22 protein-coding genes are annotated in these 18,525 nt (G+C 35.6%); 16 read left to right on the top strand and 6 right to left on the bottom strand.

What is annotated here, in order from left to right; translation table 11 throughout:
* Positions 1 to 89: 89 nt before the first annotated feature.
* From NYR17_RS03885 to NYR17_RS03905, 5 genes are all read right to left on the bottom strand, one after another.
* Complete coding sequence (locus NYR17_RS03885) at positions 90 to 989, bottom strand: MBL fold metallo-hydrolase (RefSeq protein WP_302506564.1); 900 nt, start codon at positions 987 to 989, stop codon at positions 90 to 92.
* 27 nt (positions 990 to 1,016) lie between these two features.
* The gene (locus NYR17_RS03890; protein WP_302506565.1) at positions 1,017 to 1,643 is read right to left on the bottom strand and encodes a flavodoxin family protein; all 627 of its coding nucleotides are present in this window, start codon (positions 1,641 to 1,643) and stop codon (positions 1,017 to 1,019) included.
* Between the two features lie 2 nt (positions 1,644 to 1,645).
* Positions 1,646 to 2,281, bottom strand: coding sequence for an NAD(P)H-binding protein (locus tag NYR17_RS03895; RefSeq protein ID WP_302506567.1), 636 nt, complete (start codon positions 2,279 to 2,281; stop codon positions 1,646 to 1,648).
* A 102-nt stretch (positions 2,282 to 2,383) separates the two neighbouring features.
* Positions 2,384 to 3,304: an alpha/beta hydrolase gene (locus tag NYR17_RS03900; protein WP_302506568.1), complete on the bottom strand. Its 921-nt coding sequence runs from the start codon at positions 3,302 to 3,304 to the stop codon at positions 2,384 to 2,386.
* A gap of 160 nt (positions 3,305 to 3,464) precedes the next feature.
* Complete coding sequence (locus NYR17_RS03905) at positions 3,465 to 4,313, bottom strand: helix-turn-helix domain-containing protein (RefSeq protein ID WP_302506570.1); 849 nt, start codon at positions 4,311 to 4,313, stop codon at positions 3,465 to 3,467.
* Positions 4,314 to 4,470: 157 nt separating this feature from the next.
* Between NYR17_RS03905 and NYR17_RS03910 the strand changes: the two genes are divergently transcribed.
* The 4 genes from NYR17_RS03910 (at position 4,471) to NYR17_RS03925 (ending at position 8,651) form a co-directional block, all read left to right on the top strand.
* Positions 4,471 to 6,198 (top strand): McrB family protein, encoded by a 1,728-nt coding sequence (locus NYR17_RS03910; RefSeq protein WP_302506571.1) that lies wholly within the window; start codon positions 4,471 to 4,473, stop codon positions 6,196 to 6,198.
* The gene (locus tag NYR17_RS03915; RefSeq protein WP_302506573.1) at positions 6,185 to 6,370 is read left to right on the top strand and encodes a hypothetical protein; all 186 of its coding nucleotides are present in this window, start codon (positions 6,185 to 6,187) and stop codon (positions 6,368 to 6,370) included. The genes NYR17_RS03910 and NYR17_RS03915 overlap by 14 nt, the downstream gene beginning before the upstream one ends.
* A gap of 11 nt (positions 6,371 to 6,381) precedes the next feature.
* Positions 6,382 to 7,446, top strand: a complete 1,065-nt coding sequence (locus NYR17_RS03920; protein WP_302506575.1) for an McrC family protein — start codon at positions 6,382 to 6,384, stop codon at positions 7,444 to 7,446.
* 587 nt (positions 7,447 to 8,033) lie between these two features.
* Positions 8,034 to 8,651, top strand: a complete 618-nt coding sequence (locus tag NYR17_RS03925; RefSeq protein WP_302506576.1) for a phage integrase SAM-like domain-containing protein — start codon at positions 8,034 to 8,036, stop codon at positions 8,649 to 8,651.
* On the opposite strand, the gene NYR17_RS03930 is transcribed toward NYR17_RS03925, so the two are convergent.
* Positions 8,632 to 9,510 carry an IS982 family transposase gene (locus NYR17_RS03930; RefSeq protein ID WP_302506578.1) on the bottom strand — a complete coding sequence of 293 codons (879 nt, stop codon included), beginning with the start codon at positions 9,508 to 9,510 and terminating at the stop codon, positions 8,632 to 8,634. The two genes, NYR17_RS03925 and NYR17_RS03930, sit on opposite strands and share 20 nt — an antisense overlap.
* Positions 9,511 to 9,588: 78 nt before the next feature.
* Between NYR17_RS03930 and NYR17_RS03935 the strand changes: the two genes are divergently transcribed.
* From NYR17_RS03935 to NYR17_RS03990, 12 genes are all read left to right on the top strand, one after another.
* On the top strand, positions 9,589 to 10,326 hold the full coding sequence (locus NYR17_RS03935; RefSeq protein WP_302506579.1) for a tyrosine-type recombinase/integrase: 738 nt from the start codon (positions 9,589 to 9,591) through the stop codon (positions 10,324 to 10,326).
* A 13-nt stretch (positions 10,327 to 10,339) separates the two neighbouring features.
* The gene (locus NYR17_RS03940) at positions 10,340 to 11,194 is read left to right on the top strand and encodes a hypothetical protein (RefSeq protein WP_302506581.1); all 855 of its coding nucleotides are present in this window, start codon (positions 10,340 to 10,342) and stop codon (positions 11,192 to 11,194) included.
* Between the two features lie 144 nt (positions 11,195 to 11,338).
* Complete coding sequence (locus NYR17_RS03945) at positions 11,339 to 11,644, top strand: helix-turn-helix domain-containing protein (protein WP_302506583.1); 306 nt, start codon at positions 11,339 to 11,341, stop codon at positions 11,642 to 11,644.
* Between the two features lie 2 nt (positions 11,645 to 11,646).
* Positions 11,647 to 11,934 carry a hypothetical protein gene (locus NYR17_RS03950; protein WP_302506585.1) on the top strand — a complete coding sequence of 96 codons (288 nt, stop codon included), beginning with the start codon at positions 11,647 to 11,649 and terminating at the stop codon, positions 11,932 to 11,934.
* Positions 11,906 to 12,079 (top strand): hypothetical protein, encoded by a 174-nt coding sequence (locus NYR17_RS03955; protein ID WP_302506587.1) that lies wholly within the window; start codon positions 11,906 to 11,908, stop codon positions 12,077 to 12,079. Before NYR17_RS03950 ends, NYR17_RS03955 begins: the two co-directional genes overlap by 29 nt.
* 14 nt (positions 12,080 to 12,093) lie before the next feature.
* Complete coding sequence (locus NYR17_RS03960; RefSeq protein ID WP_302506590.1) at positions 12,094 to 13,581, top strand: hypothetical protein; 1,488 nt, start codon at positions 12,094 to 12,096, stop codon at positions 13,579 to 13,581.
* A 4-nt stretch (positions 13,582 to 13,585) separates the two neighbouring features.
* The gene (locus NYR17_RS03965; protein ID WP_302506591.1) at positions 13,586 to 14,170 is read left to right on the top strand and encodes an antA/AntB antirepressor family protein; all 585 of its coding nucleotides are present in this window, start codon (positions 13,586 to 13,588) and stop codon (positions 14,168 to 14,170) included.
* On the top strand, positions 14,157 to 14,471 hold the full coding sequence (locus NYR17_RS03970; RefSeq protein WP_302506592.1) for a hypothetical protein: 315 nt from the start codon (positions 14,157 to 14,159) through the stop codon (positions 14,469 to 14,471). The genes NYR17_RS03965 and NYR17_RS03970 overlap by 14 nt, the downstream gene beginning before the upstream one ends.
* 549 nt (positions 14,472 to 15,020) lie before the next feature.
* Positions 15,021 to 16,283: a site-specific integrase gene (locus NYR17_RS03975; RefSeq protein ID WP_302506593.1), complete on the top strand. Its 1,263-nt coding sequence runs from the start codon at positions 15,021 to 15,023 to the stop codon at positions 16,281 to 16,283.
* Between the two features lie 500 nt (positions 16,284 to 16,783).
* Entirely contained in the window at positions 16,784 to 16,924 is a 141-nt protein-coding gene (locus NYR17_RS03980) for a hypothetical protein (RefSeq protein WP_302506594.1), read from the top strand.
* Positions 16,925 to 16,955: 31 nt separating this feature from the next.
* On the top strand, positions 16,956 to 17,348 hold the full coding sequence (locus tag NYR17_RS03985) for a single-stranded DNA-binding protein (protein WP_302506595.1): 393 nt from the start codon (positions 16,956 to 16,958) through the stop codon (positions 17,346 to 17,348).
* Between the two features lie 49 nt (positions 17,349 to 17,397).
* Positions 17,398 to 18,471 carry a DUF932 domain-containing protein gene (locus NYR17_RS03990; RefSeq protein ID WP_302506596.1) on the top strand — a complete coding sequence of 358 codons (1,074 nt, stop codon included), beginning with the start codon at positions 17,398 to 17,400 and terminating at the stop codon, positions 18,469 to 18,471.
* The last annotated feature ends 54 nt before the right edge of the window (positions 18,472 to 18,525 follow it).

Here is an 18,525-nt window from a genome sequence, read left to right on the forward strand (position 1 = left end):
CCTATTTTAGGGCGATTTTTTTTGTGCTTTTCAAGGAATATTCGGATATGTTTTTTTTATAACAAGTTTTTTGCTTTGAAATTATAATCTTATTTATCTTGATTGATTTCTTTAGAAATTCCATTGAAGATAAATTCGCCATTTTCGTCTTTGGTTATTAAGCCAAATGAAGGAGATTTAAAATGTGACCCTGCGAATAATACTGGCGTGCCAGATAATTCTGCAAAAACTTTTCTTCTTGTCTTTGCGGGTTGCTTTTGGTCGGCGTCCGCCGACAATGACCATTCTGGATGGGCAAATTGACACGGGTGGTGCGCCATATCGCCACCAATGATGAATGTTTCATCTCCAGCTTCAATTTTTACACTAATGTGTGAATGGGTGTGCCCTGGTGTGGGGAATACGGAAATGCCATCTCCCAAGTTTTCATCTGTGGCAATATAATTGACGAGTTTTGCATCTACTACCGGGGTTATGCTTTCTTCGTAAGCGATTGCGGTGGCGGTGTCATTCTTACTATAATCTTTCCAATAATTATATTCGTCTTTTGCAAAATGGTATTTAGCATTTGGAAAAGTGGGGTGCCATTTACCGTCTTTCAGATAGGTATTCCAGCCGATGTGGTCTATGTGTAAATGGGTGCACAGCACATCGGTCACGGCATTTCTATCAAGACCTATGGCTTCTAATGTTTCTATAAATTTAAATTGAAAAAATTGCCATGCAGGAACATCAATCAAATTTTTATCATTCCCAATGCAGGTATCAACAACTAAAATTCTTGAGTTGATTTTCACAATAAAACACTGTGAGTTTGCTGCTAAGCCAAAGTTTTCAGTACGATATGGCGGTTTTAGCCACTCAATTGTCTTCACATTTTCTGGTGTTGCGTCAGGGAGCAATGCATTAACCATTTCCCCAATTTCGCATTCTACGATTTGGAGAATCTCAGCGTTTCCAATTTTTGATTTTATAACCTGTAAACTCATAATTTATTTTTTTGTTAAAAAAGTGATTTATTTTAATTTATTTTCTACTTCTTTTAAGAAGTCATCAGTGCTCATCTGTTGTGTCATTCTACCACGAATGATGTAGAGGTGTTTTTCAAAAGTGCCGCCATTTTGTTCTATAATGCGCTTGAAATCATCAATATACCGCTGTTCAAATTTGCTGTTCATTGAGTTGAATAAAATCACTTTTTTACCTGTGAAATCGTTCTGTTTGGTGAACTCAAAAACCTGTGGTGCAGGGCTATACAGCCATATTGGTGAACCTATATAAATGGTGTCATATGCGGATAAATCTATTTTTGTAGGACTGATTTCGGCTGTGGTTTCTCTTGCGTCTATTAAAGCTTCTAGCCAACCTCTAACACCAATTTTATCCCTTTCAGATTGTATGGGAACAATATGGGCTTTTTTGATTTCGGCAATTTTTCTCGCCATGAGTTCCGTGTTGCCCGACCTTGAAAAGAAAACCACCAATGTATTGCTGGCATCGTAGTTGGCATTCAATGATTGAATGATTTTTTGGTTTCGCTGATATTGATAGCTGTCTATGCCGACGATGGTTGCCGCAAATCCTAAAGCCGAAAGTAGGGCGCTCCCCAAAGCAATCCAAAGCATCTTTTTGTATTTTTTCATTCTTAATAGAAAGCGGGTTTATCGCCATAAACGCCAGGTTTATTGACGCCAACGCTGGCTTTGATGTCGGTTTGAGGGTTTTCAATAAGGTTTGAAATATATGCCGCTACCGCTTTTCTTGCTACTTCTGTACCTCTGAAAGGTTCTCCTTTTTGCGTGGTTTCGTATTCGGTTTCATCGTTGTTGGTTAGCCAAGAAGGGCGCACAATAGTATAGTCTAAATCTGATTTTTCGATGATGTCGGCGGCTTTGCGGTACGGGATTAAAGCGGAACCGATCATTCTTTCGTTCCATTCTCCGAATTTGCCTGCGACTTCTTTGTAAATGCCCAAAGAGGTGACAAATATTAAGCGTTTTACATTATGAGTATCCATTGCCAATACGATTTCTTTTGCCATTTGATCCACCGCATCCGCAAGGTTGGCGTAGACGATATCTTGCCCTTTAACCGCGTTGTTCAAGTCGTTAGGGTTTAAAACATCGCCTTTGATAATTTTTGCAGAGGCTTCAAAAGATTTGATGTGGACAGTGCTTCTTGCAAATAATGTAAGCTCTATGTTTTCATCTTTTAAGAGAAATTCTATAACATGGTTGGCTATAGCACCGTTGGCTCCGAGGATTAAAACTTTCTTTTTCATATGATATTGGTTATAATATAGTTATAAAAAGGTATATACAGCATTGTCGCCGTATATACCAGAATTGATTATTATCAGTTGATGACGATTTAAATGAAATGATTACGCTAATTTCTCTTTAAAGAATAGCGCTAATTGCCCTGCGGCTTCATTCACTTCTTTTTCGCTATCATATAAGGTCATATGGTTGGCGCCTTCTACGATATATTTTCTTTTGTCTGTGGATGCGGCGCGCTCTATAAGGTCGTCACTCATCCAAGCACTGCCAGCAACGCTTCCTACAATGGCTAATAAAGGCTGTGTGAAAAAGGCTTCCGCCTTGTTGTAAGCATCATAAGTGATGATTTGTGTAAGGCTTCTCAGGGTCGTCCAGCCTGGGGCTGTTGGGGATTGGCAGCGATTGGTGTGGTAATATTCCCAAGCCTCTCTTAACTCTTCGTTCGGGGCATCTTCTTCTTTCATTGGCGCTAAAGGCATAGTTTGGTTATCACTTTTCATATCTGCGGTTCTTGCGTTGGCACCCGCTAATAAATAAGGCATTGCATCGGCATCTTTCACATTGTTTTCCCAACCATTACGGAACATTGAACCGATATTAACAGCGCTAACGATCCCTACGGCTTTAATTCTATGGTCGTTGATGGCTGCGTTGGCAGTATAGCCTGCTCCTGCGCAAATGCCCATAGCACCGATGTTCTCCGTATCCACATAAGGCAATGTTGTTAAATAATCGATTACCGCGCTTACATCTTCTGTACGGATGTATGGATTTTCCAACTGGCGAGGCTCTCCAGTGCTTTCGCCCTGATAAGAAGCATCATAAGCGATGGTTACAAAGCCTTGTTCTGCTAATTTCTTTGCGTACAATCCAGCGGTTTGCTCTTTTACACCTCCTCCAGGATGCGAAACCACGATGGCTGGATATTTTTTACCTTCGTTAAATCCTTCAGGGAAATTGATAACGGCTGACATCGTAATGTTTCTATTGTTGCTGTTTTGAAAGTTGATTTTTTGCTGTGACATACTATTTTCTTTTTTATGGTTTAAACTTTTTTGATACTACAAAATTACATCGTCCCAAAGGATAAAAACGAAAACAGATTACTTTAATAACGAAATATTTTACTGATTGATATTGGAGGTCAAAAAGGATAAAAAAGGCGGGGTGTGAGCTTCAAATATATTATTGATTTCTAAAAGCTTTAGGCGAAATGCCAGTCTTCTGCCGAAAGAATCTCGTGAAATAAGTGGGGTAATCAAAGCCTAAACTGTACGCAATTTCGCTTATGGATAGCTCGGTATGTCGTAATTTATTTTTTGCTAATTGTATAATTCCTTCGTGGATGTGCCCCATTGGCGGAGTGCCCGTGAAATGTTTAATCAAGTCCCCGAAATAGTTGGTAGAGAGGTTGGCTTTTTCCGCGAAATAGGCTACTGATGGTAGTTCTGACAGTCCATTGGGGTTATTGAGGAAAGTGTCCAACTGTTGGTAAAAATCAGCCACCACTTTGTTGTATACTTGGCTTCGGGCTTCAAATTGACGCTCGTAGTAAATTTGTGTATAAGACAGAATAAGCGAGGTGTAGGAAGCCAATATTTCCTTCGGTGTGTTCTCTTTTTTGTACTCTTGGTGAGCTTTTTTGAATAAATCGTATAAAATTTCTTTTTCTTCCGTGGTTAAAAATAAGGCTTCGTGCCTGTGATAATCGGCAAAAGAAATTTCTTGGTCTGTTTTGTTCAATAGCTTTTGGTTGATAAAAATAGCGTATCCAGAAAAAGGATTTTGTAAATCCCATTCTATGAAATCTCCAGGTTTATTGAGAAAAAGATAAGAATCTGACATATGCTCAATGGGAGATTGTACTTCTATATTTTCTTTTAATGCCAACAGATAAAAACCAATTTGAACAGGTGGCGATTTTAGTAAAATATCAGAATGCTCATCATAATGAACCACTTGTATCATATCGTTGTTAGTGCCCTTGATGTTGAGGTACTTCAGAAAAGATGGTATGTTGTATATTTTGCTCATTCCAAAACTCTGTTTTCGGTAAATATACAAAATTAGAATATAGTCTTGGGATTTAGGGGGATGTTTTACGGAAAAAATGAAATATTTTACAGATTGGTAGGAGGGCGACTCCATTTAGTAAGTATAATTTTTTAGTATATTGAGCCCAAAATCAATTATGCAGTATAAAAGACTTGAAATAGTCAACGGAGAATATGTTCGCGATATTTCTATTTCAACCGAAGAATGGAGAGAGATTCTCCAAGATAATTCTGTAGCGAGAGAAAACTATATAGATATTTTGCTTAAATTTTATAAAGAACCACGGCATAGCTCTACCTGTAAATATCTTGGGGAAAAATATGGCGTTCATCCACAGTCTATTAACAGAACGATTATAAATTTTTCTAAGGCTGTTCAGAAAAGATTAAATCGATTTGAGATTAAAAATATAGATGATACGCCTGCGTATTGGATAATTACAATGGATGGAAAGAACCTTCCTAATGGACTTTTTCAATGGACATTAAAGCCAGAATTAGCAAAAGCAATTTTTGAAATTTTTATATTTAATAATATGAATGATAATAATGTGAAATTTAAAAAACTCTTAGAATATTTTGTTGCCTATTTGGAATGGATGCAAACAAAAGATAATAAAATTAGAGGATATAAGAAATATATAATGAAATATGAAGTTGATGGCCAATTTATACAAACGGGTACGGGAGATCAACAGATACAATCACAAATTAAAGATTGGAATATGTATGATGGTTATAAAATCAATATATCGATTAATCCAGCTCTAAACGGAGAATATACAAGTAAAAGATGCTATTTGCAGTGGGAAGGCACATGGTATAATATTAGAGCAAAATGGAATGAAGATAAAAGCCGTATTTCTGAACTCTGTTTAACACAAGGTGAGAAAAATAAAATAGTGCTTTCTAAAAGCTTAGAAGAATTAGGCATTTATGATAATAAAAACCCGAATGATTGTTTGAAAGAATTTTTTGATAGATTTTATGGTTTTGTCAAATTTCATAAAGAAAAAGAAATGATAGAGGAGTATATAAAATTACTTGAAGAAAATAAAAATTTGGTTCTTGTGGGTGCGCCAGGTACGGGCAAGACTTTTTTAGCTAAAACCATTGCGAAACAGATAATTGAAACAGAAGATATAAAAGTTTCGGAGCAATTAGGTTTTGTACAGTTTCATCCATCTTATGATTATACTGATTTTGTGGAAGGACTCCGCCCCAGCTTTTCAAGTCATAATGGTCCATTGGGTTTCGCATTAAAAGATGGTGTTTTTAAAACTTTTTGTAAAAAAGCTTTAGAAAATCGTGATAAAAAATATGTTTTTCTTATCGATGAAATTAATAGAGGAGATGTTTCAAAAATTTTTGGAGAATTGTTTTACTCTATTGATCCCAATTATAGAGGAGAAATAGGGACTGTTAAAACACAGTATTCAAACCTTATTAGTGAAGGTGATGTTTTTAAAAACGGCTTTTTTGTTCCTCATAATGTGTATATTATCGGAACGATGAATGATATTGATAGAAGTGTTGAAACATTTGATTTTGCTATGCGAAGGCGATTTATCTGGAAAGAAGTAACCGCAGAAGAAAGCGCGAAAAATATGAAGTTACCAGAATCCATTAGAGTAAGAATGGAGAATCTAAATAATAAAATTTCAAATATTGATGAATTAAGTTCTTCATTTCATATTGGTGCCGCTTATTTTTTAGATACTAATGGTAATCCTCGGGAAGATGTTGATCATATTTGGAACTATAAAATTGAATCTCTATTAAAGGAATACCTCCGTGGAATGCCAGATATGGAACAAAAAATAAAAGAATTAAAAGAAGCTTATCATCAAAATGAGAACAACTGATAATAATGGCGGTGTTGCTTTTGATTTGGAAGATGTAAAATTAGAAGATTTATCTATTATCGCAAACCAACCATTAAAAACGCTTCAAAAAGAAAATCCTGAACTTCTTATTTTTCCATCTTATTGGGGAGAATATGGAGATGATATTCAGAATTCCTGTGTTTTTTTTTAGATAAAGATAAATTGAAAACTTTTAATATTATGGGATTTTTAGGGGTTAATGATTCACGATTAGTCATAGCTTCAAGGTTTGCGAACCAAGATGGAAAAGATTATTTTTTGCATTATATGTTGCAAAAAGTACTGTCAATAAATATTTTAGATTTTGATCAAAATACAAATCAGGAAAATATTTGGAACTTTTTAATCTATATGTTTTCCTATTATCTTAGAAAAGCTTACAGCCAAGGGATGTTTAAAGTGTATCAATACAATAGATATAATGAGGCTAAAATGAAAGGAAGCCTTGATATGAAAAGACATTTGATAAAAAACATTCCGTTTAATGGAAAAATAGCCTATAATCTATGGGAATATAGTTATGATAATAATTTAACTCAGTTGATAAGACATACAATAGAATATATAAAATCTCACCCATTAGGTTCTCATATTTTTAAAAATAAAGAAATTAATAGTATTGTAAATCAATTTATTTATGTTACACAAAAGTCGTACAATAGAAATATCCGAAATAAAATTATATTAGCCAACCGAAAGATAAATGTTCATCCTTATTTTACGGAATATGCTCAACTTCAAAGCATTTGTATTAAAATTTTAAAGCAAGAGAAAATCACTTATGGAAATAGAAAAGATAAGGTTTATGGACTTTTATTTGATGGGGCTTGGCTTTGGGAAGAGTATTTGAATACGGTTTTGAAAGATAATTTTATACATCCAGAAAATAAAACAGGAAAAAATAAATATTATCTTTTTGAAAATAAAGTTCAATCTATTTATCCTGATTTTGTTAGTCATTTTGATCCTGTTATCGTAGGAGATGCCAAATATATTCCACTTGAAAAGCATCAATCTTATTACGAAAACTCCGAAAGAGCTATAAATATTTATTATAAAACCATATCTTATATGTATCGTTTTAATTCCTTAAAAGGTTTCTTAGCTTTTCCAAATAAAGATGAACATTTCTTTGAGGAATACAGAATTGAAAAAACTAAAGGTGTCTTAAGAAAGATAGGATTGGCTATACCACAAAAAATAAATAATTTTAATGAATCTCTTTAATGATAGAGAATGAAAATAAATTAAAAAAGGATATTTTAAAACCATAATATAATATTTTATACTCTTGATTGTTGTAATTTAATATGTTTTGAGTATATTCAAGTTTTTACTCATATTATTGAAATGGCTTTTGTCCTTGTGTTGATGTTGAGTTTTTTCGTTTGGGTAATTATAATTTGGATGCAGAGCCTGCAACCGTCTCCAAGTGGTATGAGTTAGAAAATATGAAATCCTATTTCAGGTTGTTTGCAGAGCACAGAGAGGATTTTTTAAAATAAGATTTAAAGCTCAGAAGATGGCTGGAAAAAGGAGAATGTTAAATGCAAAAAAAAAGACTATTGAAATTTCAATAGTCTTTTTTTAGTTCTCAATACTTGTAATCTATTGATTATCAGTGATGTTTGTAGACCCACAGGGACGAAATCCTATTTTATGAAATTCGTTATAATTATCTTTGTTTGTAGGGGTTAAAGCCAGTATTTAAGGGGTATTAAAAGAAAAGAGAAATAAAGTAAAATAAAGATAAATTAAAGTTTTTTCGGGACATATTCGGGATTTTTTGTAAATTCGCATAAAGTTTTAAAGCTATGAAAGTGCTATTTTTTATAAAAAAGCGAAAAAATCCAATATCAAAAATTTATATTAGGCTTTGGGAAAGTAAAAAGATAGATTTAACCACCTCAACGGGGGTGCAGATAAATTACAACTACTGGGATAGCAAAAACGAAAAAGTAAAAAATAAAGTAGAGGCAATAGACAAAGATTTTATAAATACAAAATTGTTAGAGTTAAAAAAGTATATAACAGAAACCTATAATATTGAATTTAATAGCGAGATAACAATAAATGCAGAATGGCTAAAAAAGAAAGTTGCTATTTTCTTTAATCGTGTAGATGATAGCCAACCCGAAAAAGTGTATTTTGTGGAATGGGTTAAAAAGTTTGTAGAGAACGCCCCTAATAAGCTGAACAGAGGTAAAAAGCTAAGCCCCCGCACTATTTTAGCATATCAAACAATGCTAAACCATTTGTTAGATTATGAAGCTTACAAAAAGACGAATTTAAAACACTCCGATATTACATTATCTTTTTACTGGGATTTTGTAGGGTATTGCAGAGATATTAAAAAACTCTCAGAAAATACAATAGGGAATATCATAAAATATATAAAACCCCGTTGTGCATTTAGCACAAATTCACTTTAATTTTGTTCAAATCTCTCTTGAATACGAAAAAATTGAGATACTGAATCATGGTAAAAGAAGTGATTTTTGACAGTATTCTTGTAATGAATCCCTGAAAAGTTTTGGCTAAGTTGATGCCCATTAAAAACTGTCCGCACAGCTGGGAAAAATTCGTCTCAATACGTTTTCTAATTCTTGATTTGACTTTTGGAAACGCTATAAAATCATGCTGGTTTTTCCGCATCGGAACGGATAAATTGATGTTAGAACAGTTAAATAAATCCAGTTGAATTTCCTTGCTGATATAGCCTCTATCCCCGATTAACTCACAGTTTTTAAAGTCTTCTTTGATGTCTTTCAGGTAGTTGACATCATGGACATTAGCAGGTGTAAAATCAAAGGAATGAAAGATGCCATTTTTGTCGCAAACCGCATGAAGTTTGTACCCAAAATACTTTGATTTTTTGGCAGCACAATACCCAAATGAGGGGTGTATTTCATCAGTGGAGCAGATGGCGGAACGATGGGCTCTACTCACTTTACAAATTTCAATAGGGGTTGAATCTACGATAAAAACATCGGTAAAATCTGAGAATTTTTCACTTAGGGTCTTCCTTATTTTTTCGATGTATGAAAAAAGTTTTCGTTTTCTTTTGTTGTAAACGCTTCTTTCTATTTTGCTGTCTAATTCTGTTCCAGCGATGCATCTAAATAGCTGAAGCTCAGAGTTTATTGACATATATTCTGCGGTAATATTCAGTGCCACTAATTCCATATCAGACAATTTCGGTTTTCGGATTTTCTTTTTAGTAGGAATATTTTTGCAAGTTTCTTTCAGTTCTTTCAAAATAATTTTGTAGTTTTGTATAAGATTGTTCATGTATTTAATCAATTGATAACTAATTAAATATACGACTTTTTAGTCGAATGAACAATCTTTTTTTATTTTTTTTCCTAAATGCACAAGGGGCATATAAAATTCTTTTGTGGAAGTATTGATTTTGAGGGGTTACCAGTATCCAAAGACTACAAGCATAAAGAATTTGTAAAGCCAAAAGAGCAAACAGACTATATTTATTTGACCACTAAGGAAATAGACCAAATATTTAATTATGATTTTGGAGATAACCCGAGATTAGACAATGCCCGAGATTTACTCATAATAGGGCTAAATACAGGGCTAAGGGTTAGCGACTTTATGCGTTTAGACTTGTCCCATATCAAAGATGATACGATAAGAATACAAGCTAAAAAGATGGGTAAAATAGCCGAAATTCCTATAAATGAGCAAATAGCCCACACACTGGAAAAGAGAGGGGGCAACCTCCCGAAAGCAATAAGCGACCAAAAATTTAATAAGTATATAAAAGAGATAGGGCAAATAATAGGTTTTGATGAGCCGACCAAAGGGGCAAAAATGGAAATCATAGACGATAAGGGAACGACCCGCAAAGTGTCGGGATTTTACCCAAAATACGAGCTGATGACCTCCCATATTTGTAGGCGTTCATTTGCTACTAATCTATATGGGCAAATACCCACCCCCGTTATTATGGCGATTACAGGACACACAACCGAAGCAATGTTTTTGAATTATATCAAAAAAACAGCCTCAGAAAATGCAGAGGTATTACGAAACTTCTACAAACGAAGCGCCGAAGAAAAAGGATTAAAACCAGTTTTAAAAGTAATTTAAAAGATATTTAAAGATGATAGATATTAGGGAAATTTACAGAAATAACGAGGGTGTTAAAAAAGATAATAAATATTCGTCCCCCAGCTACTCAATGCAAATATTTAATGAAACTTATATAAACTTAGAAAAGGCGTTTTATAACCCCGATATTATACAAAAGCGGGAAGAACTGAGGAAATGGGCGAAAAAAAAAGAGGGTGTTTGGGAGAATGCTAATAGACACCGAGAACCCACCCCCGAAGAATGGGGCAAATATTTTGACCACTTTTCAGATTATATAGAAGCTGGTAGAAATGAAAGCCTATTTTTTGGCGTTGATGTTTGGACTTCAATAAAAAGAGAAACGGAATTGCAAATTTATTTAGATGATAAATTAAAAGAAGCAGATAAAAAGGCGGAAACAGATATATATGAGGCTATTTGTTATCTAATAGACCAAAAACATACACTTCATAAGGATATTTTAGACGAGGGTATAGCTGATTTACTATTAAGAGACGAAATAAACGCTATTATTTTTGATTGCTTACAATTAAAAATAAATAAGATAAGCGACCAGCAACCGCCCGAACCTCAGCCGTTTGCTCCGATTATTCCTAAAAAGCCGTTTAAATGGAACTCTAATAAACAGACCTTAGGCACTTTGTTTGGCGTACTATTTAACCGTGGAATTATTGAGGGTAACGCCTCAGATTTTCAAACCCAAATATTAGCTTTATTTGAGAACGCCCCTGCAAAAACCACCCTCGCAGATAATATAAATCTAAAAGTGTCGGACGGACGGGCTAAATATTGCGAAAATACCGAAGTATTATTAAAAGATTGGATAACTTTTTTAAAAGAAAAAACCACAAAAACAAAAAAATAAATTTAATACTAAAACATCAGCCAAAGCCTTTATTTATAGGATTTTTATACGCCCCTAAAAATTTGCCCCTAAATTTTTTTAGGGGTTTTTTCGTGCTTTATCATTTTTAACCTTTGTCCCAAGAAAATAAAAAACAGCAAAAATATGACAGCTATTAAAATTGAGGTCAACGGGTTAGATATAACCACCCTCGCAGAAAAATTGGACACGCTAACTAATGCACTAACAGAAAAAGAGGCAAAGGCGGAAACCTCAGCCGATACCTCCGAAAAACTTTTAACCCGTGGCGATGTCGCAGAACTTTTAAAAATAACCCTCCCAACGCTCCACGACTGGACAAAAAAGGGACTTTTAAAAGCTTACCGAATAGGCAACCGCATACGATACAAAGAAGCCGAAGTAATGGCAACCATTAACAATAACCCTACTAACCCATTTAAAAACAAATAAAAATGAAACATTACACACAATTTTTAAAGGAAAGAACGCCCCGCCTTATCCAGTTAGGTAAAATGTCAAGAACTCTAAGCCACGATATAGAGGAAACCGAAAGAAAGCTAAAAGCCCTCAAACAGCAAAGAGAGGAAATAGAAAGCGAAATATTTAGCAATGTTTTTCATCTCTACGGGCGTGGGACTTCCGAAGTGATAGAAACCGCCCAGCAAAGAGCAGACGAGTACAACCATAACCGAGTAATGAACTACCCACAATATGAAGACAACGAACGCCGAAACGATTAAAAAACTACTGGACGAATTACCCGTATTATGGGAAGTATCTAAGGACTTACAAAGTCCTATTTATGAAGCAATAATAAGGCTAAAAATAGCCGAATTGCAAAAGGTATTAGAAGAATTTTTAACCATAGAATTAGAAACAGAATAAACCCCAGCCCCGAGATGATAGACGGCGTAAAAATATTGTGCAACCTCAACCCCAGCGACTGGACAAATAATAAAAATTTGTCGTTTCGTTCGTGGGCGGATTTATCCACTGGGGAAATACCGCATAATAACAAATATGCTGATTTAAAGGGTTTGCGTTTGTCTATTATCTCGGGTAATACGGGGACTTTCTGCAATCTTAGAGGGTCGTTCCCTAAGTATTTCAATAATGGGGAAAATAACGCCTTTGACTATGATTATAGCGACTTTTTAACCACTTGCGACCAGTTGGCGGACGATTTGAAAATAAAGCCAAATAATGCGATTTTAAGAGGGTTTGAGTTCGGCGTAAATGTTTCGCTACCCGTCCCAGTTCGGGAGGTATTGGAGAATATCAAAGCTTACAAAAAACATACTTTCGGACAATATACCGAAAAGGGCAAAGGCTTAGGGTTGGTCTTTGATTTCCAGCAATATATGGTAAAAATATACGATAAAGGACACCAGCAAACGGGCAAACCCTCCCAGCTTATGAGGTTTGAGATTGGCGTTAAAAAAATGGCGTTTGTGAAAAACTTAGAAATAAAAACACTTGCAGACCTCCAAAATAAGAGCGTTTGGGCGGGTTTATCGGGGATATTGCTAAGCGTGTGGCGTGATATAGTCTATTTGGAAAAAGGGCTAAAATACAAGCTAATGAAAGCCCACCAGCAAAAAAAATACTTGTATTCCTTTAATCCGCTTTACTGGATAGACCTAAATAAAAAGCAATACCACACGGCACGGCAAACGCTAAGCAAGTTAAGGGCAAAGTATGGAAACGGAAACGATACAAAGGCAATAATTAACGAGCTTATTTATTCCCAGTGCCTAAAACTTGCAACGGAAAGCACCCCCGAAAAAGGGAACGATTTAACCAAATGGAATAAGTTAAAAAATGCGTTCGGAATTTCTGAGAGTGTGCAACCTTTGGAAAATCAAAAAAGGGAACGATTTAACCATTTAGATAAAGGGTTAATACAGGTTAATAATTCTAATACTTATTTGTTAGAAAATACAAGTAAAAAAATACTTAATGATAGAAAAGAAAAAAGTAAGAAAAAAAAGCCGAAAAAATCTATTTGTATGAATTGCAAAAAAGAACTGAAAAATAAAAAAGCCTCCGCCAAATTTTGCGGGTTGAAATGTAAGAACCACCATAACGGGAAGCGGAGAACCCAAGCAAGGCAAAAGCAAAGAGCCAACGAATTAAGGGAACTAAAAAAGCTACTCCCGAAACTCAAAGGCTTAGACCTCCCTTTGTTGGTTATCTACAAAGCGGACGGAATGCAATACGCCGACCACCTCAGCCAAAGCGAAATAAACGCCCCCGCTGAATGGATTAGGCAAATAGTAAAAGTCCTCATAACGGACAATAAAACCGCCCCGCCCGTGTGCTTTACCACGCTAAGGGCAAAACGATTGATAAAGGAAATAACAAACATTAACAAACAAAAATTATAACAAAATGACAAAAACAAATTTTCAGCTGTTGGCACTGACCAAAACGGCGGACGGGAGACAAGCCGTGCAATGCTCACAACTTTACAGAGGTTTAGGACTTGATGAAAGTAATTATACCCATTGGGTAAAAAGAAACATTTTAGGTAATCGGTGGGCAATAGAGGGAGAGGATTATATACCCTTAACTCGTCAAATGCAACGAGTTAATACCTCAGACCTTAACGAAGTAATGCCGTTAGAATATAAACCCAACCAATACCGCAACCGCTCAAAGGCTCGGGACTTCGTTTTAACTTTGGATTTTGCAAAGCGTTTAGCAATGATGACTAACACCACACAGGGGGAAAGCGTTCGCCGTTATTTCCTCCATTGCGAAAAGGTAGCCAAGCAAAAAACAGAGCTAATACAAACAGAGTTATTAGCCGAACTGGAAGCTTACCGAAGTTTAGAAGCCATAAGGCTACAACGCCGAGAGCTAAACCGCCAAGCCCGAAAGCATAGGGAACGAATAAAACAAGCACAAAGCACTATAAAACAGATAGAATACATACAACTAACTTTTAACTTTGAAGAATATGGAAACAACTAAGAAAAAGGGCGGGAGACCCAGCGAAGCCCAAACAAGGCTAAATTTTGCCACTTATTGCGAGAGTAGAGCAAAGGGACACAATCAAAAAGAAAGCGGAAATTTGGCGGGTGTAAATGAGAAAACGGCGGGGAAATATGAGAGGTTAAGACTACAAGCCCAAGCCGACAGACGGCAAAGGCTTATTAACCTAAGGCAACGACTGGAAAACAAAGCCGACCGCCCCGAAATTACAGCTAAAGAGTTAATAAGTTTAACCCAGTATATCAAGCAGTTAGATGAGGAAATAAGCGAAATTGCATAAAAAAATGGGTAGAAATAGAAGAAAAAAGAAAATAAAAACAATTATTTTGAAAAAATACGCTATGCACCAAGTTTTTAAGCTAAAAAGCCTCAATTTTGAGGGAGACGACGACCAAAATCGCTATATTTTGCCTCTATTTGCATACAAAGGAGCTTTTTAACAATGATTTTGCAGGAGGGGGGTATATGTATATTTTGATAAAAAATAATGCGTTAAAGCTACTCCGTTGAGGTGCGTTGTAATATTTTCGGTTTATTTCCATTTTCTACCGTTTTATTTCTGATTAAATAAAACAATTAACCAAAAAGCAAAAATAGGTAAAAAAACGTAACTATCTATGAAGTAGTGAATTAATTATTTGTTTACCTCTAACTTGCCGACAGAGAATCACTGAAATTAGCCTTAAAAAGACAAAGTTGAGTTACTTATCAGTTACTTGATAAGCATTCAAAGTTTTTTATAGAAGAGGCTATATTTCAGTGCTTTGCATGATATTTCATCTTTCATTGTTACTCAATAGAAATTAATTTAGTAACCCCAAATTATAGAATGATGAAAAAAACGCAAAGAACAACCTTTACGGTATTGTTTTACCTAAAAAGAAAAAGTCCTAAAGCCGATGGCACACTTCCCATCATGGCAAGAATTACCATTAACGGAAAAAACGAACCCTTTTCCACGAAGTTAGGCTTATCCCCTTCACTGGATTTACAGAATAGTAAGGTCTGTGGAAAAACCCATGAAGCTAAACAGATTAATAAGAAATTAAAAGCCATTGAAAACGATATTCAGAACATTTATAGCGAAATGCTCAAATATGAGGGCTATGTAACAGCCAAGAAAGTAAAAGACCGATATTTAGGCAGAGAGCATTCAGACAATACTTTGCTCAAATGTTTCCAAGGCTTACTCAAAGATTTTGCCCTTAAAGTAGATAAAAAATTAAGAGCACGGGCAAGTTATAATACGCATAAATCTGCGTATGCAAATCTAGCGTCATTTCTCAAAGAAAAACTTTACAGAGAGGATATAGACTTGATAGAATTGGATAGAACCTTTATAGATGATTATGATTCGTATCTTAGGATCGAAAAAGGCTTAGATCACAATAGTATTTACGGTAATATGGGGCCGCTTTTGCGAACCATTAAAAGAGCCATCAATGAAGATTTACTTTTGATAGACCCTTTTCGTCATTATAAAAACACTCTAAAGTCTAAGGACAGGGGATATTTATTGAAAGCGGAAATAGAAAAAATCATAAACTATAGAGCATCTCAAGACTTCACAAAAAGGGAAAGAGACAAATTAGAATTAATAAGAGATTTATTTTTATTTAGTTGTTTTACAGGCTTTGCCTATATAGACATCAAGCAATTGAATCAAAGCCACAAGCAACATTTTTTTGATGGGAATCAATGGCTGGTCAAACGCCGACAAAAGTCAAAGATAGCGTGTAATGTTCGATTATTAGAAATACCCAAGATGATTTTAAAGAAGTATGAAGGTTTAGGCAAAAATGGCGCTTTACTCCCTGTTCCAAGTAATACTACTTGTAATAAATACATCAAAAAAATCATGAATGAATGTAGTATTTTTCGAGAGAAGCCGATTACTTTTCACTGGGCAAGACATAGTTTTGCCACCTTAATGCTTACGGAGGATATTCCGATAGAAAGTATCAGTAAAATGCTAGGACATAAACATATTCATACCACGGAGATTTATGCCAAAATTACCAGTGCAAAAATCAGTAAGGACATGGAAATAGCCGCTCAAAAACTCCAGAATCTGTCCGTTCACTATCATTAGGCTCCGCTTTTTTTTAATTCTTGTAGCCCATTGGCTATGATTTTTCTGTGAAAAACCCTCTCCAAAGAACTACTAAGAATTTTATACTTACCCAAACTACCGCTACAAAACATTCCCTTTCTTCCCTGTTTTGTAGCGGTAATTTTATTTAGAAGTAAACCATTATCTAATGGTAAAAATATTCGTTAATCGATACAGAGCTTAGCGTTTCGATGGGCTCCATTTACCTAATGCTTGTCTTTTGTATTAGGATTTCTATTTCCACCTTTTTTCGCGGGTATAAAATGGTCGAAATGCGGTTTTTCGTAGTCGAAGGGCAAAAGTATCTCCGTGTTCTAAACGCCTTTACAAGGTCAAGCCCTGGGGTTTTCAAAAAAAATCTTCCTCCAAGGAGCGTATTTTTCTGAAAAACCTTGCAGAGGCTAAACACTACTTTTTATAAGCCCTCGAAACGAAACCAGCATATTCCGACTCTTTAAACGAATAAAAAAAAGGTCAATATGAAACATACAAAAGTAGATTTATTAGTAATGGATTTAAAACGAAACCGCTCTTCCTCTCATTACCGAATAATAAAAAAAATCATCACCACCTCTCAAGAGAGCAAAGCGTGGGCAGATTGTGAGAGAATGAGTATTTAACAAGCAGTATCAATTTTAAAAATTAAATAAGATGAACATTACAGGACGATTAACAAGAGATGCAGAAGTGAAAGCACTTCCTAACGACAGAAAGGTAGTAAACTTTTCAATTGCCGTAAACGACCACTATCGTAACAAGCAGGGCGAAGACATACAGCAGACCGCTTTTTTTGATTGTGCGTATTGGCAAGGAGCCAATGTAGCTAAAATACTTACCAAAGGAGCATTAGTGGAACTCACAGGGCGAGTAAGTGCGAGGGCGTGGCTAGGCAAGGACGGCGCCCCCAAAGCAGGGCTTAATTTTCATACCTCAAAAATTAAGTTACACGCAAGTGGACAAAGACAAAGCACGGAAACCAGCAACGGAAAGAGCGTAATAACGCCACAACCGATTGATGAAACCGAAGACGATTTACCATTTTAATAAACAGAATAACAAAAAACAAATTAGGAACATTTAAAATTTTAGAACAATGGCACATAACATTAATTACAACAGCAGAACAGGGAAGTATAGTTTTTTCAGTGTAAAGGAAAAAGCGTGGCACGGATTGGGACAAATCGTAAGTGAACATCCAACGAGTAAAGAAGCCATACAATACGCAGGATTGAATTTTGAAGTCAGCAAAGAGCCTTTATACACCAAAGGCAAAGGGCTCATAACCACCGAACAGGGGATAGAGTTTTACGACAGTGAAATCGAAGTGCCGAACGCCTTTGCCACGATGCGAGAGGATACTAATGAGGTTTTGGGCGTAGTGGGTAAAGATTATCAAGTCGTACAAAACCAAGAGGCATTTGCCTTTTTTGATGAAATTGTCGGAGGAGGCGATGGAATATTGTACGAAACCGCAGGAGCATTAGGCAAAGGCGAACGCATATTTATCACAGCCAAATTACCCGATTATATCCGAGTGGGGAACGGCGATGATGTAACGGAAAAGTATATTTTCTTAACCACAAGTCACGACGGAAGCGGAAGTATCACCGCCGCCTTTACCCCTATTCGAATAGTGTGTCAGAATACATTAAATGCAGCATTTAAAAATATGAATAATGTTATTCGTATTCGCCATACCTCAGGAGCAAAACAGCGATTAGCCAACGCACACAAGGTAATGGGATTGGCTAATAAATTAAGTAACCGATTAGAGGGAACCTTTAACGAGTGGGCAAAAATCCGAGTAAACGACCGAGAAGTGCGAAAGTTAATAGAATTGGCATTGTGTCCGAACAAGGAGACATTAGAACATCTAAAGAAAGGGAATAGCCAAGGCTTGTCAAGTATGTTTAAAAACAGCGTAGAAGACGCATTTATGTATGCTCAATTAAGTGAGAGCCAACAAATGGAAACTACCAAAGGAACTTTGTTTGGAGCATACAACGCCGTTACTGGGTACTATCAAAATGTATGTAATTACCGAGATGAAGAAAGCAAATTAAAATCCCTAGTAATGGGCGGAACAGCACAAAGCCGAGGACAAAAAGCCTTTGACCTTTGTAGCGTATATGCAGAACACGGAGCGGATATGTTTAATTACAATTAAGAGCGAAAATAGATTAAATACTAACCCCAAGGCGGTTATATAACATAACCGCCT

It is taken from the genome of Riemerella columbina, from assembly GCF_030517065.1.
GTDB lineage: Bacteria > Bacteroidota > Bacteroidia > Flavobacteriales > Weeksellaceae > Riemerella > Riemerella columbina_A.

What these genes read in the sequence shown, in the direction of transcription:
- NYR17_RS03905 (WP_302506570.1), bottom strand. Translation starts at nt 4,313, where the DNA reads ATGAGCAAAATATACAACATACCATCTTTTCTGAAGTACCTCAACATC.
- NYR17_RS03955 (WP_302506587.1), top strand. Translation starts at nt 11,906, where the DNA reads ATGAAGACAACGAACGCCGAAACGATTAAAAAACTACTGGACGAATTA.
- NYR17_RS03890 (WP_302506565.1), bottom strand. Translation starts at nt 1,643, where the DNA reads ATGAAAAAATACAAAAAGATGCTTTGGATTGCTTTGGGGAGCGCCCTA.
- NYR17_RS03900 (WP_302506568.1), bottom strand. Translation starts at nt 3,304, where the DNA reads ATGTCACAGCAAAAAATCAACTTTCAAAACAGCAACAATAGAAACATT.
- NYR17_RS03910 (WP_302506571.1), top strand. Translation starts at nt 4,471, where the DNA reads ATGCAGTATAAAAGACTTGAAATAGTCAACGGAGAATATGTTCGCGAT.
- NYR17_RS03935 (WP_302506579.1), top strand. Translation starts at nt 9,589, where the DNA reads ATGCACAAGGGGCATATAAAATTCTTTTGTGGAAGTATTGATTTTGAG.
- NYR17_RS03930 (WP_302506578.1), bottom strand. Translation starts at nt 9,510, where the DNA reads ATGAACAATCTTATACAAAACTACAAAATTATTTTGAAAGAACTGAAA.
- NYR17_RS03945 (WP_302506583.1), top strand. Translation starts at nt 11,339, where the DNA reads ATGACAGCTATTAAAATTGAGGTCAACGGGTTAGATATAACCACCCTC.
- NYR17_RS03925 (WP_302506576.1), top strand. Translation starts at nt 8,034, where the DNA reads ATGAAAGTGCTATTTTTTATAAAAAAGCGAAAAAATCCAATATCAAAA.
- NYR17_RS03980 (WP_302506594.1), top strand. Translation starts at nt 16,784, where the DNA reads ATGAAACATACAAAAGTAGATTTATTAGTAATGGATTTAAAACGAAAC.
- NYR17_RS03985 (WP_302506595.1), top strand. Translation starts at nt 16,956, where the DNA reads ATGAACATTACAGGACGATTAACAAGAGATGCAGAAGTGAAAGCACTT.
- NYR17_RS03970 (WP_302506592.1), top strand. Translation starts at nt 14,157, where the DNA reads ATGGAAACAACTAAGAAAAAGGGCGGGAGACCCAGCGAAGCCCAAACA.
- NYR17_RS03965 (WP_302506591.1), top strand. Translation starts at nt 13,586, where the DNA reads ATGACAAAAACAAATTTTCAGCTGTTGGCACTGACCAAAACGGCGGAC.
- NYR17_RS03975 (WP_302506593.1), top strand. Translation starts at nt 15,021, where the DNA reads ATGATGAAAAAAACGCAAAGAACAACCTTTACGGTATTGTTTTACCTA.
- NYR17_RS03940 (WP_302506581.1), top strand. Translation starts at nt 10,340, where the DNA reads ATGATAGATATTAGGGAAATTTACAGAAATAACGAGGGTGTTAAAAAA.
- NYR17_RS03960 (WP_302506590.1), top strand. Translation starts at nt 12,094, where the DNA reads ATGATAGACGGCGTAAAAATATTGTGCAACCTCAACCCCAGCGACTGG.
- NYR17_RS03895 (WP_302506567.1), bottom strand. Translation starts at nt 2,281, where the DNA reads ATGAAAAAGAAAGTTTTAATCCTCGGAGCCAACGGTGCTATAGCCAAC.
- NYR17_RS03950 (WP_302506585.1), top strand. Translation starts at nt 11,647, where the DNA reads ATGAAACATTACACACAATTTTTAAAGGAAAGAACGCCCCGCCTTATC.
- NYR17_RS03885 (WP_302506564.1), bottom strand. Translation starts at nt 989, where the DNA reads ATGAGTTTACAGGTTATAAAATCAAAAATTGGAAACGCTGAGATTCTC.
- NYR17_RS03915 (WP_302506573.1), top strand. Translation starts at nt 6,185, where the DNA reads ATGAGAACAACTGATAATAATGGCGGTGTTGCTTTTGATTTGGAAGAT.
- NYR17_RS03990 (WP_302506596.1), top strand. Translation starts at nt 17,398, where the DNA reads ATGGCACATAACATTAATTACAACAGCAGAACAGGGAAGTATAGTTTT.